Source organism: Neolewinella lacunae (genome assembly GCF_014349155.1).
Lineage (GTDB): Bacteria > Bacteroidota > Bacteroidia > Chitinophagales > Saprospiraceae > Neolewinella > Neolewinella lacunae.
Genome location: NZ_JACSIT010000067.1, coordinates 221,989 through 239,798, shown reverse-complemented (window position 1 = coordinate 239,798; position 17,810 = coordinate 221,989). Strand labels below are relative to the sequence as shown.

The window sequence follows — 17,810 nt, the reverse complement described above, 5'->3', positions numbered from 1 at the left end:
GGACGCTTGTACGTTTGCAGTAGGGTCGTTATCGCTTGGTCGCTCTAAGCAAAAATAACTACTTTACTTCTAGCCGAATGCAGTTCATCGGACGCTAAGACGGTCTTTACAGATCAGTTACTCCCGTAGGTTGTACGCTTCGGTTAGAAGGCTTTTAGAGTCACGATAGCACTTAATCCAGTAGCTGCTTTTGCCACTAGGAACTGTAAAGATTACAAGGCTGGACGACGGAAGTTCTTCGATCATTTTTTCACTTCCTCAATCTTCTTTTATGCAACTCATAGCCTACAGTATTGGAGCTGACATCGCCTGCGAGACTTTCGAGGCCGTAATCCAGAAAGTGTACGCTAACCGCACTTCGGAAATCGTCACTAAACGGAGCTTCAATAACACTCGTGGGGGGCACACCCAGTTCGTCAAATGGGTGGGTAAAAACGCCCCTGATCGGTCCTTAGTGCACGTGGTGATGGAAGCCACTGGACGCTACTACGAGGACCTGGCTTACGTTCTGTTCAATGCTCAATACCGCCTGAGTGTGGTGCTGCCCAACAAGATCAAGAACTTCGCCCGTAGCCTTAACGAATACTCCAAGAATGACCCCTTGGATGCGCGCATTATCGCCACTTACGGGGCCATGTACAATCCCAAGGCGTGGCAACCAATGAGTCCGTTGATGCGCGAATTGCGCGAGCTATCCCGTGAGCGTCAGTCACTTATGGGTATCCTTACCCAGGCTAGAAATCGCCTACACGCACTGACCAGTAGCAAATGCCCGCGCCTGGACACGGTCAAGCGACTCAAAGAACAGATCAAATTTTTCACCCGCCAGATCGACCAAATCGAAGGAGAAATGGACGAGTTGCGGGATGGGGACGAAGCGCTGCAAATCAACCACGCGCTACTGTGCTCCATCCCCTTTGTGGGTTCCGTCACGGCCTATACGCTCTTGGCCGAAACGGACGGATTCGCGCTCTTTGAGAACCGCGAACAACTCATTAAGTATGCCGGTCTAGATATCATCGAAAACCAGTCTGGGAGTTCGGTTCGGGGCAAGACGAGGATCTCGGGCCGAGGCAACGCTAGAATCCGTTCGGCACCTTACATGGGCCTGGCGGCGGTCGGTAATCACGATAGCGTGTTCGGAGAGACCTACCGCAGGGCAATCGACAAGGGAATGGCCAAAAAACAGGCACGCACCGCAACAGTACGTCAGGTACTTAAGGTAGCGTTTGGAGTGGTGAAGTCAGGGCAGCCATACTGCGAGGATACCCACCGGAACCGGGCGGGTAAAAGGGTAGGCGAGCCATCGAGCTCGCCTACGGTGACTGAGCCGAGAAAACAGCCCGTCCTTGAACCTCAAAACTAGCAAAAACTTTCAAAAAAGCTTGGTTTTTAACATAGCACCTACGGGGTCCTCAATCGCAACTACCATAAAACACTAATTATTAATTTTTATGTAGGCCCCCGTTGCCTCTATCCATATCCTGGAGCGCAGCGGAAGGACATGGGTGGAACTGCGGGCGTCCGGTCTCTCGATCCCCTCGACTCATCGTTGAATGCATCCTCCACTTGTACCGGAGCTTACCCATTGTAGCCATTCGAAAGGGCTAAAGTCGAGCAAGGATAGTGAACTTGCCCAGCTCTCTTCTTACGTCAGGGAGTGACATCACTAGTGATACACCGCAGGAAAGAGCTTAATTTTGGCCAGCCCCTTGATGGTTAGTCGACAATCCCCAAACTTGGCTGAGGCACAGACAATCTAAAGGGCCAGTAATTTCTGTTCAAAAATCACCCTTAAATAATTGACATGAAAAACATCTTTGGAGAAACTTTAAAGCCCTGCTGTACCAACCCCTTAACCGGATTTTACAGGGACGGATTTTGCAGGACGAACCAAGAAGACAACGAAAAGCATGTAGTGTGCGCCGTTGTCACGGAGGAATTTTTAAATTATTCGAAAAGCAAAGGGAATGACTTGATCACTCCTCGGCCCGAATATGCCTTCCCTGGACTACAGCCAGGTGATAAATGGTGTTTATGCGCCCTGAGGTGGAAAGAAGCTTTTGAAGCTGGCGTTGCGCCGAAAGTGGTGCTAGAGGCAACGGATGAGCGGGCATTGGCATACATTGACATCAATGACCTCATCAGCCATGCCGAAAAAGACCGTGTTTAGAGTGGAATATGCTTAACTTTCTTTCCTCGCTGAGTTTTATCAACTTGAAAAACGGCCCCACCAACTAAACCTAAACCAGCAGGTTAGCCTCAGGCAGCAACCTGAGCCGTCCAAGTTTTCGTTGTACCACAGCAGGGCATTCGATGGCGCTCCATACAATACCAAAGCCAAATCAACCTAAAATTTATGCTACCTACGAAATCCATTTTTTCCTTGTTGGCGATGCTTGCCCTGCTGACCCATGTAACGGGGCAAACGGTCAATTATACCCCAACGTCGGAAGTATTCGCTAATCCAGAGCGTGGCCTGCAGAAGTACTCCATCACCGGAAGCAATTATGCAACGACCGTCGGGGCCAACAACCTTTCGGTGGCGACTTTGAACGGGTGGAAGGGTAGTACGGACAGGGTGACCGTCGTTTTCCGTTACTTTTTGCTGGAGGATTTCTTGGCGTCCGACATTAACGCTACCTACCTGGCAAATATTCAAACGGATTTTGCCAACATCAGAAGTGCTGGCTTTAAAACGATCGTTCGGTTCTCGTATTCCAACGCTCAAGGCAGTGGAGCCCAACAAGCCAGCAAAGCCCAGATTCTACGGCATATCGACCAACTGGAACCTGTTTTACAAGCCAATAGCGACGTAATTCTTTCGCACCAGGCGGGTTTCATTGGCACTTGGGGCGAGTGGTATTACACCAATTCCACGGAATTCGGCGATGAAGGCAGCATTTCTGCCACCCAATGGGCCAACCGCAAGGAAGTGGTGGATGCCATGCTGGCCGCAACTCCGGCGGAAATCCCGCTCCAGGTACGTTACGTAGGCATCAAGACGACTTTATACGGTACTACGCCCTTGACGGCCGCAACGGCCTACCAGAATACGCCCTCTGCCCGAATCGGGTTCTTTAATGATGCCTTTTTGAACAACTGGGGTGACCAGGGCACCTACGGGGTTGGCGCGGAATGCATCAATCCGGTGGGTACGGCTGCTTACAACTATTTGTCCAATGAGACAAAGTACCTGCCAATGAGCGGCGAAACCAACGGGTTAAACCCATGCGATGGAGGTAGCAGAACCACGGGGGCCAACGCGATCAATGAAATGGGCCTCACCAACTGGTCTACCTTAAACCGGGATTACCACCCCGATTTTTGGGGGCAGATTAGCACCGCCCAGTACCAGGAAATACTCAGGAACTTAGGTTACCGCTTCGTGCTGAATTCCTCGACGCTGAGCTCCAACGGCGACAGTTTTGAGCTGAGCCTGAGTATGAGCAATGTCGGGTTTGCCCAGATATTTAAGCAGCGTCCGGTGTATTTGGTGATGAAGAATACAGCGGATAATTCCATCAGCACCTACTTGCTTATCAGCGATGTTCGGACCTGGGAATCGGCCGTTTCCATCAACCAGAACATTGCGCCGGGTTTAACGGGAACCTTCCAGTTGTACCTCTGGATGCCGGATCAATCCCCTGCGCTGCGCGGGGTGAGCGATTACAGCATCCGCTTTGCCAATACGGGTACCTGGGAGGCGTCCACCGGGTACAATGATCTGTTGCAAACCATTGTTTTGGATGCTGCTTTGCCGGTTGAATTATCCCAGTTTTCCGCGCGCTACGTAGCGCCTTCGGTGGCATTACAATGGCAGACTACTTCTGAGCGGAACAGTGACCTGTTCGTAATCGAACGTTCCTCGGACGCCACCCGCTGGGCGGCCATCGGGTCGGTAAAGGGGGCTGGCGATTCCCAGGAGGTGAAGAAGTATGCTTTTTGGGACCATTACCCACAACCCGGTTTGCAGTATTATCGCCTACGGCAGATCGACACCGATGGAAATGCCCAGCTTTCAGGCATTGTAGCGGTGCCTATTGCCGAGGACAATGAATTGGTGTTGCACCTTTTCCCTAATCCCTGTGCGGATTGGTTGGAAGTAAGTCTACCCGTAGCCGAAGCTGGAAGCCCCCAACGCTTGTTCGTTCTGGACCAAAAGGGCAGCATTGTCCGGTCGCTGTCTCCCGCATTGCAGCACCCCTTCCGGGTAGACGTGTCGGGCTTGGCAGCAGGAGTATACACCGTGGCGGTGCAGGCGGGAGAGCGGGTATTGTGGACGCGCTTGGTTAAGCAGTAGGATATACTTTGGATAAAGGGGTGACGGCTATTATACGCGACCTGCTCGTTTGGCCTACTTACGGATCGTTAGGATTTGGATATACAAAAGACAGGGCATATCTTTAGGTGGCGTATCACCAGGGCATCGGCCCCAGTCTCCTTCTTGAATTGATGAGCACGCGGCTTGAAAAGCAGTCCCAAGAATAGAATATGAGACTATTTATCGAATGAAGGGATTGACTACCCCTACGCAATAAGTTGTCAGGCTGACCAAATGGGAGGAAGTAGGGCAACAAGTCACATATGCAAAGGCAGAGAATTGTCTCAGGCCTATTAAAATATACACTTAACTTACAATTAACAGAAGACATCATGAAGACCTTTTCAATTCTTTCTAACAATTCTCCCTTATCCAACTGGGCGGCACCTCACCTGCTTCGGCTTGTGGGGTTACTGCTGCTGACCGTGGCCAGCAGCACGGTCGCCCTGGCCCAAGCAAACCGGATGGTAAGCATCAGTGGTAAATCCTTTACGGCACCGGATACGCTCGTTTTGATCAAGCCTTACGAAGATTTACGCTATAACGGCGTCAAAATTCCAGTTAACGAAGATTCTACTTTCCATTATACATTTAATGAAGAGACTTCAGCGCGTTATGAGCTGATATATTTAAGCGAATTTAAAATGAATCTCTGGAGGGAATTCTTGTTCTTTGCGGACGAAGAAAACATCCGTTTTGACCTGTACGATAGGGACAATCGGGAGAGCAGTTTGGTAGAGGGTAGCGAATACACTACACTTTGGCGGCACTTTGTAAAGATTAGAGAAAGCACGTGGATGCCAGTATTCATGTCTGCGATGGAGCAGGCGAGTGGGCTGCCAGAAGTTCAGGCGCGATATAAAAGGGATAGTCTAAACCGCGAATTGGTGCTGTGGGAATTTTACTTTGTAAAGGAATACCCTACTGAGATTGAGATGGCAGTTCTGTATGACAATGTGAGGAGCCACAAAGAAAATAGATTACTTCAAGAAGATTTTGCAAGGCAGTATGAGTATTTGAAAGCTAAGTCAACTGACGCGGATTTACTCTTGCAGATAAAGAATAGCTTAAGATCTGCCAATAATGCATTAATTGGTAAGCCATTCTCAGATTTTTTCTTGTTGCTTCCTGAATCCGACAGTTTGCGACTGTCAAAAATTATACCACAGCATAAATACACGATAATTGATATGTGGTCGCCTTGGTGCAGTCCCTGTATAAAGAAAAGCAGATTGTTAGAATCTAATTACCAGTGGATGAAGGAGAACGGTATGGAGGTTATTGGAATCATTGGTGGTATTGAGAATGAGGAGAAATATAAAGATGCCGCTGAAAACTTCAAGTACCCTTGGAAAAATTATTCCGAAGTATCTGATCACCAGTCTTTATGGTCTCGCTATGGATTTGACTACGGGGGTGGGGGACAAGTATTGATTAACCGGGATGGGACAGTAGAAGCAATCAACCCGTCCATTGAAGACCTAAAGCGTCTGTTGAGCCTGTAAATCTGCGTCTCTTTATTGCGCTTCTTTTCCTGATCTACCGCCCAGCTCACCCGTATCGGTGCCACGCTACCAACGGGCAACGGCCCTGGTTTTGACCCAAAATTTGCTCACACCAGCAAATAGCGGTAGCTTTCGCCACCCTCCACCTTCGCTTTCGCCGCCCAGCGCGTTTGGCGTTGGTGGGTAGGCCCCAAAGTCGCATTACCTTATGAAAATATTCACTTCAGGCGTTGTCGCCACCTTCCTGGCGTTTGCTTGTTCCTCGCCAGCGGACGGCTATCTGGTCAAGTTTTACGAGGGGGAGTTCGACGAAATGGGCGCTCCTTCGGGTTACCTGAACGCCAGCGGAGACACCATCATTCCCAGCGGCAAGTATTTTTACGCTTACACCGACACCATCCGCGATTTCGGGATGGTGATGGAGGACGAATCCGGCAAAATTCTGGGTATTAACCAAAATGGAACCGAATTATTCGAAGTATTCCGCTACGACAACGGCCCCGACTACGTAGCCAGTGGACTTTTCCGAATCATTAAGGACGGAAAAATAGGGTACGCAAACCCCAGTGGGGAAATAGTGATTGCGCCCAATTTCGCCTGCGCCTATCCTTTTGAAGGGGATTTCGCCAAGGTTGCCGACAATTGTGAAACCGAAATCATCGGCGAACATTCCTCCTGGGTCAGTGATGGCTGGTACCAAATCGGAAGAGACGGAAAGCGGGTGGAATAGTAGTTTTGGGCGCGGCCGCAGGTGCTCCCCCCCGACCCCCCGAAGGGGGGAGACAAGACAAGGAGCAAAGTAGGGAGACAGGACTAGGAGCAAGGCAAGTCAAGGGCCAAGCCTTCCACGTTCCCGGCAAAACGCCGACCTTTGCCTCCCCAACCAAAGCCAATCCCCATCAGCCCGGAAGAACTCGCCTTCGATCGCCAGCACCTCTGGCATCCCTACACTTCGCTGACGGAGCCACTGCCGGTGTACCCGGTGGCCTCCGCCACAGGTGCCCGCCTGCGCCTGACGGACGGTCGGGAGCTGATCGACGGCATGGCCTCCTGGTGGTGCGCCATCCACGGCTACAACGTGCCGGAGCTCAACGCGGCCTTGGCGGAGCAGAGCGCGCGGATGTCGCACGTCATGTTCGGCGGCATTACCCACGCGCCGGCCGTCGCCCTCGGGCAGCGCCTGGTGGCCATTACGCCGGAGGGTTTGGACAAGGTCTTTTTGGCCGACTCCGGTTCCGTCAGCGTCGAGGTGGCCATGAAGATGGCCGTGCAGTACCAACATGCCCAGGGTGGGGTGGGGCGGGGCAAATTCCTCACCTTCCGGGGCGGTTACCACGGGGATACGACGGGGCCGATGTCCGTTTGCGATCCGGAAACGGGGATGCACAGCCTTTTTGCGGGCTTTTTGCCGGTGCACCACTTCATGTCACGGCCCCCGGCGGGCTTCGCGGCGGAGCTGGATGCCGACTACGTGCGCCGACTTGCGGCCTTCTTTGCCGTCCACGCCCCCTCGGCGGCGGCCTTCATCTGTGAGCCGGTGGTGCAGGGGGCCGGAGGGATGTACTTCTACGCGCCGGGCTACTTGCGGGTGGTGCAGCAGCTGTGTCGCGAGCACGGCCTGCTGCTGATTTTCGATGAAATTGCGACGGGCTTTGGTCGGACGGGCCCCCTCTTCGCCGCCGAACACGCGGGCATTACGCCGGATATCCTCTGTCTTGGGAAGGCCCTGACGGGGGGCTACCTCACCCTGGCGGCCACCCTATGCACCAGCGATGTGGCCGACACCATCGGGCGGGGCGAGGCCGGGGTGATGATGCACGGCCCGACCTTTATGGCCAATCCGCTGGCCTGTCACGTTGCCGCAACGAGCATCGACCTGCTGCTGCAACGGGGCTGGCGGGAGGACCTTACCCGGCTTTCGGAGGGACTTGCCCTGCACCTGCGCTCCGGCGCCCAAATGCCCCTCGTGCAAGACGTGCGCGTACTCGGGGCCATTGGCGTGGTGGAAACGCGCCGCCCGGTAAATATGGCCAAAATGCAGGCTTTTTTCGTGCAGCAAGGCGTGTGGATTCGCCCCTTCGGCCGCCTGATTTACCTGATGCCGCCGTACGTGACGAGCGACGCGGAACTGGAGCAACTCTGCGCCGCCATCCTGGCCGCCTGCGGCCGACCGGAGCTGTTCCAATAGTGTCGCCACGCTACTATTTTGCCCTTTTCGCGCCCGCGCCGGGCTATGCCGTGAACCCCACGGCGGGTTTGCTTTGTTTGTCTGCCAAATAACCTTTCTGATATGCGTGCTCTTTCGCTGGTTTTGCCCCTGCTGCTGCTCCTCACCACCGCCTGTAATTCCCAAACCAAGGTCGCCAACGGCGAGGCGGACACCACCACAACCACCACGGTGGAAAGCCAGGCCCTGAGCTACCGCTACGCGCCGCCCGCCACCCCCGGCGTGGTGGAACCCATCGACACCACGGAAGCCTACTGGCGGGAAATTCTCTCGCCCCAGGCCTACGAAGTGCTACGCGAAGACGGCACCGAGCGCTCGTTCACCAGTCCGCTCAACGACGAAAAGCGCCCCGGCGTGTTCGCCTGCGCGGCCTGCGGATTGCCGCTGTTTGCTTCGAGCACCAAGTTCAATTCCGGCACCGGTTGGCCCAGTTTTTACGAGCCGATTGACCCCGCCTACATCAAGGAAGACGAAGATTTTCGCTACGGCATGCGCCGCGTGGAAGTGTCCTGCGCCCGCTGCGATGGGCACCAGGGCCACGTTTTTCCCGATGGTCCGGACCCCACCGGTTTGCGCTACTGCATCAATGGGGTGAGCCTCAATTTTGTCCCGCAGGCGGACTTGAAGTAAAGCAAAACCTTTGCCCATCCTCCGCTTGGTAGATATTGGGCGGGGGGATTATCTTTGTGGCCCGAAAGCGCGGAAGGCTGGGTGTACACCGCTCAGGGGTGTGGCCCTGCGCGCCGTGTTTGCGCCCCCATAGTTCAAGGGATAGAACGTTGGTTTCCTAAACTGAAAATGCAAGTTCGAGTCTTGCTGGGGGCACTAGAAATGTGAGGATTTTTTGTTGGTGGGCGGTGGCTTTTGCCATCGTTGGAGGCTTTTTTTTCGTAATGCTTGGTGATTGGGGGGAAAGGGTTACTTTTAGGGGCTGTTCTTTGCTGGCGTGGGAGTTGAAGGGGGGAGACTCGGAGATGGCTCGGGAGTGGGGAATAGAGTAGGGGGGGCTTAAATAACCCAGCCATTACTTGGTCGCTGTTACTTTAGAAATCTGATCCAATTGCTTAGCTATCTGACACTCTTTGATGAAACGATAGGTAGGTGAAAATACTTTAACCCTTAAAAATTATTAGTCTTCATGAAAATAATCGAAAGAAATGTAGTTCAAACTTTTGACCGGGTTATGGAGTGTTTTGTAGACGGCGAAGTCTATAAACGTTCTCCACCAACTGGGCCTCAGGAGGAATTGGCGACTTTATCGGTTGAGGAGCTGAAAGCGATCCAACAAACAGTGTATGGCGAAGATCTACAAGCTACCGGTTATTCTTATTCGCATATCAAAATTATTGAAGATCCCCAGCCCAAGCCAGTTGAATTTCCTAAAATTCAAGACCTAGAGAATCTTAATGTATGCGGGATTGATGGAAGCAGCCAAAGGGTTGAAAGGGCTACGTTCTATTTTATTCTGGCGAGAGCTTCCATTGTTGAATTTCGATATTCTACAGTAGATCTTAAACCTTATTTTTATAATCAAACTCTTGATGCCAGTGCCATTTTATGGGTTGACGGGAATGTCTTTAGCGATAGATTAAATCTTTTTACTCAATCCTTAAAGACCGATAATCATGGAAGGGCGAATATTCTAGCGCCATTAGCTAAAGACAGAAGTTTACCTTTTTTGGTAAAACATGATCCTACTAAAATTGATAAAAGCCCTAGTTCTCACGCTATTGGTTGGGCGGTGAAATTACAGCAAGGCTTGGAACTTGAATGTCTCAAAAAGGTTCCTACTGACGTTCCAACTGTTTGTATAAAAGATGGTCCTCTATTTTCAACAAGTGTAAGCCCACGAGATACGTTGGATGGACTTTATCCAATCTTTGCCTGGAATCATCATGTTCTTATTGCGGTTTCTAAAAGAGTCAAAGATTCTAGTTTACTTGTTGAAGCACTTCAAAAAAATATTCCTTTAAGAGACTTCTGGTTTAAGGATCAGAATATTAATGACCAAACGCTAAGATTAGTATCAACTGATTCAATTATTTTGCCGAGAATTCTAAAGCCTGGCTACAGAACCCCATTAATGGAGGCCCTGCCAGTTAGCAGGAAGGCAATTGTTGAAGATGAGCCTAGATTGATGCCTTTATCTTGTTACTACTTAAGTAGGCATAGGCCACACACGTATATAAGATTAGAAATACCTAAATTTATGTACGACAAAAACGCTGAACAGGTTGAAAAGGCCATTTCAGTGGTATGTTGGCAGCACGAACTTGGTCACAAAGCTCCCCTTGTTCAAGTTGCAGCAGACGAAAGATGCCAGTTGCAGCATGAAAAAACAATACTTGAGAGACAAACAATTTCACATTTACACAAAAATAACTTACATTTCCCAGAAGATTATTAAAGATGAAAGAAAGACAATTTGCCAGGCCTTACGCAGATGTTTCTACTCCTTTTACCGTTGATGAAAGAGGAGCATTCGCTGAGTTCATCATTCAAGACCCAGAATTAATGCCTGATTTAGCTTTGGGAGGGACGGTTTTGGTTGTAGATAAAAACAATGCTGGACCCTATTACCTCGCTGGCCAAGTCGTGGGGCTACGATCTTTAACGCCCTTTTCTCCAGAAAGAGAAAACCTATTATATATTGAGCCTGATAAAGAGGATCCTTCTCTATTGCTAGAAGAAATAACGGGGCCTCATACGCATCAGCCAATGATAATTAGGATCAGATTAGAGCGCGAAATGCGGGTGGATGCCTTTGCCGATAGTGGCTATGTCATAAGTGCAGTACAACGTCCTCCTTCAGCAAGAAGCAGAATGTTCTTTCCCGACTTATTGCCTGGGGTAACAGATGCTCCTTCACTTCAACAAATTCTCGAAATAAAGCCTAGTGGCTTAGGTTTAGGAAATGTGGGTTTCGGAAATAAGCCTTACGAGTCAAATGGGAACTTTCTCACATACAGGTGGGATGTTGAAAACCTAGACAATAAGCATATGTTTATTGTTGGAGAAAGTGGTTCAGGTAAGACAGTTTTTTTAAAAAACCTTGCTTATGAACTAAGGAGACAGGATACAGAAAACAGGATTATTCTTACCGATGTGCAGGGGGACATTATTCAGTTATTGTTGCCGAATATAGCTGAGCCGTTGAAAGCGAGGGATTGGCAAAAGAATGTAGAATATGATTCGCCTAAATCCATTTACGAGACTTTAGGAAAGTTTCAACTAATTATACCTGCTAAACTTAAAGGCAGTTCTCCAAACGTCATCGCATTAAAAGAACTCGCTTCTCGGAACGGAGTACAAGTTCGGGAGGTAGGCTTACGGTTGCAAGATCTTACTTCTCCCTCAGATGTTGAGTATTTATTTAGGTCAAGTTCCGACCAGGTAGCTATGCTACTTGATGATGAAGCTGAATTTATTCGCAACAATAATGGGGTTCCAACTTTAGCTAAGCTAAAAGGAGCTTTAAACCATGCATTGGGTTTATCTCGAGAGAATCAAATTGCAAGTCATGCTGGTACATCATATTATCGTTCAACCTTTCAGGCAGGTTTGAGAGCTTTGCACTCGTTGCGTGAATATTTCGATTTTCACCAAAAATCATTGAACGATTCTAGTAATCCTATGGATTTTTTCGACTTTGATGGGACTACTATCCTTTACTTAGATGAATTGGATCACGACGAAAGGGTTATGTGGGAAATGCAGCTTGTAAAATGGCTTTATGATAATAAGAAAGAATCCTGGAAAGCTTTTGTATTTTTTGATGAAGCTCACCAAATTATTCCTGCCAAACCTTCAGGAAGTGGATCGATTGGAACATTTGAGCGCCTCAGAGTAAATTTTGAGAGGTTAGCAAGGGAAGGAAGGAAATTTGGAATAAATCTAGTATTGTCTACTCAGAACCCTAAGGATTTGCACCCTATCGTTCCAGAGCAATGCCCCACCAAAATTGTGATGAAGATTAATCCGAAAAATGCATCGGTTGTTAATATGGGGGATGATTTAGCCATGATTGCAAACCGCTTCGGTCATGGGCAATTTTGGATAAGCAGCCCTTTCAATGGCACTCCTGATTGGGTTCGAGTTCACAGTTGGGCTCCACCATTGCCCCACGAGCCCATGACTAAATTTTGGGATAAAGTTATCGATGCAGCGAAAAAACGATAAAGCAATGTTTGAAAGGCGACGGAATACCGGTAATTCCAGATCTTGGACACGTGACGAAGAGTCTGTTTTGTTGACGAATCTTCGTTATGAGTCATTTGACATTAATACTTTGCAAGAGCTATTTCCATACCGGTCTAAGCCTTCCATTAGAAGTAAGGTCCGAAAATTTAGGATCAAGCACGATCTGTTTGGCTCAACATATAGAGACAAGAAACAAGATTTTACCCGTAAATGTGCAGAGCTAATTTTACCAAAAACGGTATTCGAGGCGTACGCCGGTGCGGGTCACCAAACAGTGATTTGGAGCGAGTACGCATCAAAGATTTTTGCTAGTGATAAGCTTGACGGGAAGCTTGGGCAGTTTACGAGTGAGGTTTTTAATTCGGGCTTTTCGATTGGAAAGAAATCAAATAAGTGGACTCAGTTTAACTCAATCAGCGGAAAAGAAATAGTTTTTTATGAGGGGGATGCACTAGACGCAGCTGTTGAATTGAAATATCATGGCTTTAAAGTTGATGTATTGGATTTAGACACCTGTGGATCTACTCTTCCTTTACTGCCTATATTAGTAGCATTGACAAAGCCAAAATACTTGTTGATTACTCATGGTGAATTTCATTCAGTGAGGTTTGGTCGGGACGATGTTTTACGGAGAGTATTAGTTTCAAGAAACATACAGGAGTCTTCAGTGGGGTTAAGCGTCGAAGACTTGAAGAAAGAGTTAGATAGAGCAGTTAAGCTATCAACACTCCGCTCTCATAATGAAACCAGTGATTCAGCATGGGCCGAATTGATAGATGAAACCTGGTTAGGGAAAAAGGGGCAGGGACTGTTGAGGCGCTTATACAAAATTACTAAGCCACAGGCTACTTCTGACTGCTTGAATTCATTAATGGTTTGACAATTCCTCCGGTCCTTGCTTTTGAGAACTAATTTATCATTTTAGCTATTTGTGATTTCTAACATAAAAGTTGAGAATGAGATTAATGTCTTCCAAATAATTTGGGTAAATGTGATACATATTCATTCTTTTAGTACCTAAAATAATCGCATGTTATGAGAAACATACTCATTCGTTTGAAAGAAAGCCTGAAGTTGGTTTACCCGTCAAAATTTGGTTATCGTTTTTTAAGATGTTCTGCCATTATTTCGTCATTTTTAGGATTAGCCTGCTTGGCATTTTCGCTCATTTTTTTGTTTAATGCTGGGGATGTCAATTTTTCTGGGCGAATTGACTTGGTCAAGGCTGGTCCAATTGGTGACTTCATAGGTGGATTCATTGGTATATTTTGGACAATTTCGGGTGTGCTCTTATTATTTATAACACTCAGGATGCAGGCAGACGAGTTCAAAGCCACCCGTGATGCGGTAACTAAACAACAATTTGAGTCTAGTTTTTTTAACATGCTTGCTATACTTCGTACTATCAGAAGTGAATTATCCATCCAGTCAGTAAATCAGTCAGGTATTCCTACAAGCCTTAAGGGGGATGAATTTTTTAGCTACCTTAACAAAGTGTTGAATCATTCCATTTTTTTGAAATCACATTTTTCCCTTGATGTTGTCACAAAAGAGGTATTCATTAAAACAGCTAATTTAGATGAATCTATTTTACTTTCCGATGTGCAGGTCTTTAGGGGAAAATTGGCCGGTTTTATAAAATAATTTCTAAAGGATAATGATTCTAAAGTGGGCCATTATTTGAGATTTTTTGAAAGTATTACACAGACTATTGTAGCAAGTAGGCAATATTATGAGGATGAAAACGAGTATTTAATAATTCTTAGAAATCAATTATCTCCTCAGGAATTAATTTTTTTATTTTATACCGCCCTTGCTTCCTACCGCTCCAGAGAGGATGAGACGAATGGCTTATACTCCTATTTCAATAAGTACAGTATGGTATTGAATATTTCAGAAACAGACCTTTTCGACCCAACCCATCAAATCCTTTATCCCAGCGTGATTTTTCCTTTTCTTAGGACTGAAGCTAAACTCTTCAAGGAGAAACTTTTCAAGTTAGTGTAAGCAAGCTGTAAGTATAGAAAGTTTACTTTTATACCTCTTGATCTACGATTACGATCCGGTCTTAATCGTATCTTTTCTTTTTAAGATAAAATTTTGTTCTTTATTTTTTTCGAACAGTTCTTATACTGTTGCGTATTGCAAATTCATTATACAATTTATCTGTTACGATAGTTTCGTAAGGATAGCATGAACGTTTAAAGTTGGAATAAATGTAATTATCTCCTAAAGGATTTAAAGAAATAATGGGCCTTCCTGAATTATTATTTCCATTTTTTGAAGATTTATTTTTCTTGCTTGCTTTGCCTGAATTCCTCTTCTTTACAGCGCGATGGTGGAGGTCGTTTTTAACAATGGTATCTATTCTCTTAACAATTTTATGAGTGTCGTTTTGACTTTTGAGGTTACAATAATGTTCAAACAGCCAATTGGAATAAGAATCCCACATTTCGTCGTCGAACGAAACCTTCTCAGAGTCTGGGAAATAGCAATCAAACATCTTTCCGACTTTTTCAGTCGGCTTGTTAAGAACTATTTTTTGGATAGCATTCATCACAATGTTTCTCATTAGATATAGTTTTGCTGTTTTAAGCTTTGAAAAGGTGTAAATCTACGGTAATGTCTTGGCCAAGATACACATTTTTTTTAAAAACCACCCACATCATGTCAGAAGAATATAAATTTATAAAGACGTGTTAATCAGTAAGTTATGCCGTAAGATTAGTGGCTTCAGCCCCTACATTCCTTTCAACCAATCGATGAGGCGGGCTTCTTCGCGGATGTCCTGGATCTCCGCAAGGTTATGGCGGACCAAGCGTTAAGTCCCGCCAGCCACGCGAAAGGATCGGAAGGCGACCTGTTCCACTTGGTGCCCGGGCACACCGGTGCGCAGGCTCAGCTCGTCGAGGACAGCGATAGTATCTTCAGCAGTCAGGTCGATGAACTGGAGACCGTCCCAGCATGCCTTTTTTTACAAGAAAATCCACACAATAATTTTACTTCAATAAAAATGCTCGAAATATATTTAGAACTCGGTTTCTACAGTGCCAGCATGCTCCCATATCTTTAAGTAATCGTTAAATTCGTATGTGGAAGTCACCAATATTGTTCCCCAATTGACGGTATTCTGTAGGAGAAACCGTTTTCCAGCTTTGTCAAATGCATCAGCAAACATAATTTCATCAGACAAATACTTGTCTCTATTAAAATTAAAATTAGCGTCTTGCAGATAAAAATGAAACACTCGATTTCCTAAGGCCATGCGATTAATGACCGCGATGTCGTCTAAGTTGTCGAAATTAAAATCTTCTATAATGATATTTTGTTTTATCATATGGCAATTAAACTCTATTTTTTCCTCCCAATCTCTATATGTGCTCGAACTATTGCTATCTGAATAAAATTCATCAATTTTTTGATTTTTTTTATTTGTAACTCTAATTCTATGCCTGCTATTTTCATCAGAAGGTATATAAATGGTTTGCATGCTTACCTCCAGATTAGTTGACGTTAAAACGCACGGTTTTACATCCTTGAATGGATCGTAAGTGTTATCATTGGTGGTGGGATTTTCTGCAATTGTCTCTATTGGATTCGTATCTCCGTCAGGTTCACTATAATAGTACTGGTATAATTTATCTTTTTGGAGAAAGAGTATTACTCCTAAGACAATTAAAATATAGGTGGCGAATATTAAAATCCCATTTCGCTGTATGAGGTTGATTAAATTATAAGAACGGGGATTATTGCCTCCAACACTCCTGTCTTTATTTACGTGGATAATAACGTTTGAGTTTGTGCCCTCACCATTTTTATTGACAGCCAAAAGTTCTATGACAACTTTTCCGTCTAGTAATAGATCTGAAATCTTAATAATTTCATGCCCTTTAGCAGGGAGATTATTTTTAATATTTATCAGTGATATGTCAGTTGCGTCTTTCGTCTCCCAATCTATCCGTACTATGTCATCGATAGTGCAAGTCGTGACATTTGATTCAAATCTAAGGATTTTAGGCGGGGGACATTCCTCTCTTTTGCTCTTTTTCTTAGAAAAGAAACTAGCATAGCCAATGTCATATGAGGCTCTTTTTGAGGGATTTGATAAAGTTTCGTAAGCTTCAAGTATGTCTTTAAATCTATCTTCGAAAAATTGATCTGAATCGTTTTGGTCTGGATGAAATTTTAGTGATAACTTTCTGTACGCTTTCTTTATTTCTACAGCTGTAGCATCGAATGTCACCCCAAGAATGTAATAATAATCTTTCATTTTTTAAACGCTACTTGCTTTAAATGTGAAGTATCTGGTTGTTTTTTGACTGCCAGCATGATTGGGTAAATCGTCAACCGTTGGATCTGTCATTTGAATCGGCCAAATGGTCTGTCACGCTGCTACTTCAAGTGCCAGGTGGCGATTTCTTCTAAACAAAAGATCAACAGCACAAGGCAAAGCCCCCCGCAATATACTCCCATTTCCCAAACAAGAAAGCCGACCACCTCAAATCTACTGCCCACCCAGCCAAATTCCCGCCCGCCGTTTCCGCCCACCTGCCTTTACCGCACGCTCCCTCCCCCGCATCTCCCGAACCGTCAACGTCCGCCCATCCGGCGACCACCCCGGCTCCCCAAAAACGTACTGCCACGCCTCCCGCCAATTCCGCGCGCCGCGCAGGTCCCGCCAAATGTTCTGGTATTCAAAGGCGACGAGCCGCAGCGGATGCTGCGTCTCCGGCCCGTGCACCAGGCCGAACTGGATCGGGATGTTCTCGTCGTAAGGCTGCCAGGTGCCGAACAGGCGGTCAAAAATGTTGAGGATGCCGCCGTGGTTTTTATCCAGGTATTCGAGGTTGGAGGCGTGGTGGACCTGGTGCTGCCGGTGGGTATTGACGATGCGCTCCAGAAAACCCCAGCTCGGCGCGTAGGTGGTGTGGAGCTGGAAAAGCCATATGGATTCGATGCCCAGGCAGACCAGCACCATCGCCGGATGAAAGCCGATGGCCGGCAGCCAGAGGTAATAAAAGGGTTTGTACACCACCGTAAACCAGCCATTGCGGAAGCCCGTCCCGAAATTGTACTGCGTGGAGGAATGGTGTACCAAATGCGCCGCCCACATGAAGCGAATCGTGTGGTTAAAGCGGTGCCGCCAGTAGTAGCTGAAGTCGTCGCCCAGCTGGCAAAGCAGCCAGGTGTACCAGGCCCAGCCCAGCGCGGGGTAACCCAGCCAGTTCATCCGCTCGCCCGCCGCGGTCGCCGGATTGCAAAGGTCGTACACCCAGTAAAGCAGCACCGCCGCGGAGGCAAAGTGCAGGGCGGCAGTAATCGCGGCGGCCCCCAGGCCGAGGGTGCAACTCGCCAGCCAATCGCGCCAGGCGTAGCGCGCCGCCGGCGCCGGCGCCGGATCGTGGCCGTGCACGTACGCCATCTCGCCCAACATCAGGGCCAAAAAACAGGGGAAGCCCCAAACCAGGGGGTCGGTCAGTTCAATGTCCATCGCCAACTGCGCATTTGCCGACTAATTTCGGGGGAAATCGCACACCAGTCAACTAGCTAAAGT

General features: G+C 47.4%; 14 protein-coding genes, 1 tRNA gene and 1 pseudogene. 13 read left to right on the top strand and 3 right to left on the bottom strand.

The features are described from left to right. The first annotated feature begins 271 nt into the window (after positions 1-271). The 13 genes from H9S92_RS05365 to H9S92_RS22795 all read left to right on the top strand — a co-directional run bounded on the left by H9S92_RS05365 (position 272) and on the right by H9S92_RS22795 (position 14,263). Positions 272-1,366, top strand: a complete 1,095-nt coding sequence (locus H9S92_RS05365) for an IS110 family RNA-guided transposase (protein ID WP_187465678.1) — start codon at positions 272-274, stop codon at positions 1,364-1,366. A 441-nt stretch (positions 1,367-1,807) separates the two neighbouring features. Then, a complete protein-coding gene (locus tag H9S92_RS05360; protein WP_187465677.1) occupies positions 1,808-2,173 on the top strand; it encodes a DUF2237 family protein in 366 nt (121 codons plus the stop codon). A 186-nt stretch (positions 2,174-2,359) separates the two neighbouring features. After that, on the top strand, positions 2,360-4,303 hold the full coding sequence (locus H9S92_RS05355; protein ID WP_187465676.1) for a DUF4832 domain-containing protein: 1,944 nt from the start codon (positions 2,360-2,362) through the stop codon (positions 4,301-4,303). A gap of 353 nt (positions 4,304-4,656) precedes the next feature. Beyond that, the gene (locus H9S92_RS05350) at positions 4,657-5,829 is read left to right on the top strand and encodes a TlpA family protein disulfide reductase (RefSeq protein ID WP_187465675.1); all 1,173 of its coding nucleotides are present in this window, start codon (positions 4,657-4,659) and stop codon (positions 5,827-5,829) included. Positions 5,830-6,037: 208 nt separating this feature from the next. Continuing rightward, positions 6,038-6,559, top strand: coding sequence for a WG repeat-containing protein (locus H9S92_RS05345; RefSeq protein ID WP_187465674.1), 522 nt, complete (start codon positions 6,038-6,040; stop codon positions 6,557-6,559). A gap of 168 nt (positions 6,560-6,727) precedes the next feature. Beyond that, complete coding sequence (gene bioA / locus H9S92_RS05340; protein WP_187465692.1) at positions 6,728-8,017, top strand: adenosylmethionine--8-amino-7-oxononanoate transaminase; 1,290 nt, start codon at positions 6,728-6,730, stop codon at positions 8,015-8,017. Between the two features lie 102 nt (positions 8,018-8,119). After that, positions 8,120-8,686 (top strand): peptide-methionine (R)-S-oxide reductase MsrB, encoded by a 567-nt coding sequence (gene msrB / locus H9S92_RS05335; RefSeq protein WP_187465673.1) that lies wholly within the window; start codon positions 8,120-8,122, stop codon positions 8,684-8,686. 123 nt (positions 8,687-8,809) lie between these two features. Continuing rightward, positions 8,810-8,881: transfer RNA gene (locus tag H9S92_RS05330), tRNA-Arg, on the top strand. A gap of 313 nt (positions 8,882-9,194) precedes the next feature. After that, positions 9,195-10,463: a DNA double-strand break repair nuclease NurA gene (locus tag H9S92_RS05325; RefSeq protein ID WP_187465672.1), complete on the top strand. Its 1,269-nt coding sequence runs from the start codon at positions 9,195-9,197 to the stop codon at positions 10,461-10,463. A 2-nt stretch (positions 10,464-10,465) separates the two neighbouring features. After that, positions 10,466-12,235, top strand: a complete 1,770-nt coding sequence (locus tag H9S92_RS05320; RefSeq protein WP_187465671.1) for an ATP-binding protein — start codon at positions 10,466-10,468, stop codon at positions 12,233-12,235. Further along, positions 12,216-13,136 carry a hypothetical protein gene (locus tag H9S92_RS05315; RefSeq protein WP_187465670.1) on the top strand — a complete coding sequence of 307 codons (921 nt, stop codon included), beginning with the start codon at positions 12,216-12,218 and terminating at the stop codon, positions 13,134-13,136. The genes H9S92_RS05320 and H9S92_RS05315 overlap by 20 nt, the downstream gene beginning before the upstream one ends. 155 nt (positions 13,137-13,291) lie before the next feature. After that, positions 13,292-13,900, top strand: a complete 609-nt coding sequence (locus H9S92_RS05310) for a hypothetical protein (RefSeq protein ID WP_187465669.1) — start codon at positions 13,292-13,294, stop codon at positions 13,898-13,900. 24 nt (positions 13,901-13,924) lie between these two features. Further along, the gene (locus H9S92_RS22795) at positions 13,925-14,263 is read left to right on the top strand and encodes a putative phage abortive infection protein (protein WP_406612081.1); all 339 of its coding nucleotides are present in this window, start codon (positions 13,925-13,927) and stop codon (positions 14,261-14,263) included. Between the two features lie 100 nt (positions 14,264-14,363). Here H9S92_RS22795 and H9S92_RS05300 read toward each other — a convergent pair whose 3' ends face one another. The 3 genes and pseudogenes from H9S92_RS05300 to H9S92_RS05290 form a co-directional block, all read right to left on the bottom strand. After that, positions 14,364-14,828: a hypothetical protein gene (locus H9S92_RS05300; RefSeq protein WP_187465667.1), complete on the bottom strand. Its 465-nt coding sequence runs from the start codon at positions 14,826-14,828 to the stop codon at positions 14,364-14,366. A gap of 1,494 nt (positions 14,829-16,322) precedes the next feature. Further along, positions 16,323-16,526: pseudogene (locus H9S92_RS22790) on the bottom strand (DnaJ domain-containing protein); the annotation flags it as partial. Between the two features lie 234 nt (positions 16,527-16,760). Then, positions 16,761-17,747, bottom strand: coding sequence for a sterol desaturase family protein (locus H9S92_RS05290; RefSeq protein WP_222935984.1), 987 nt, complete (start codon positions 17,745-17,747; stop codon positions 16,761-16,763). Between the last annotated feature and the right edge of the window lie 63 nt (positions 17,748-17,810).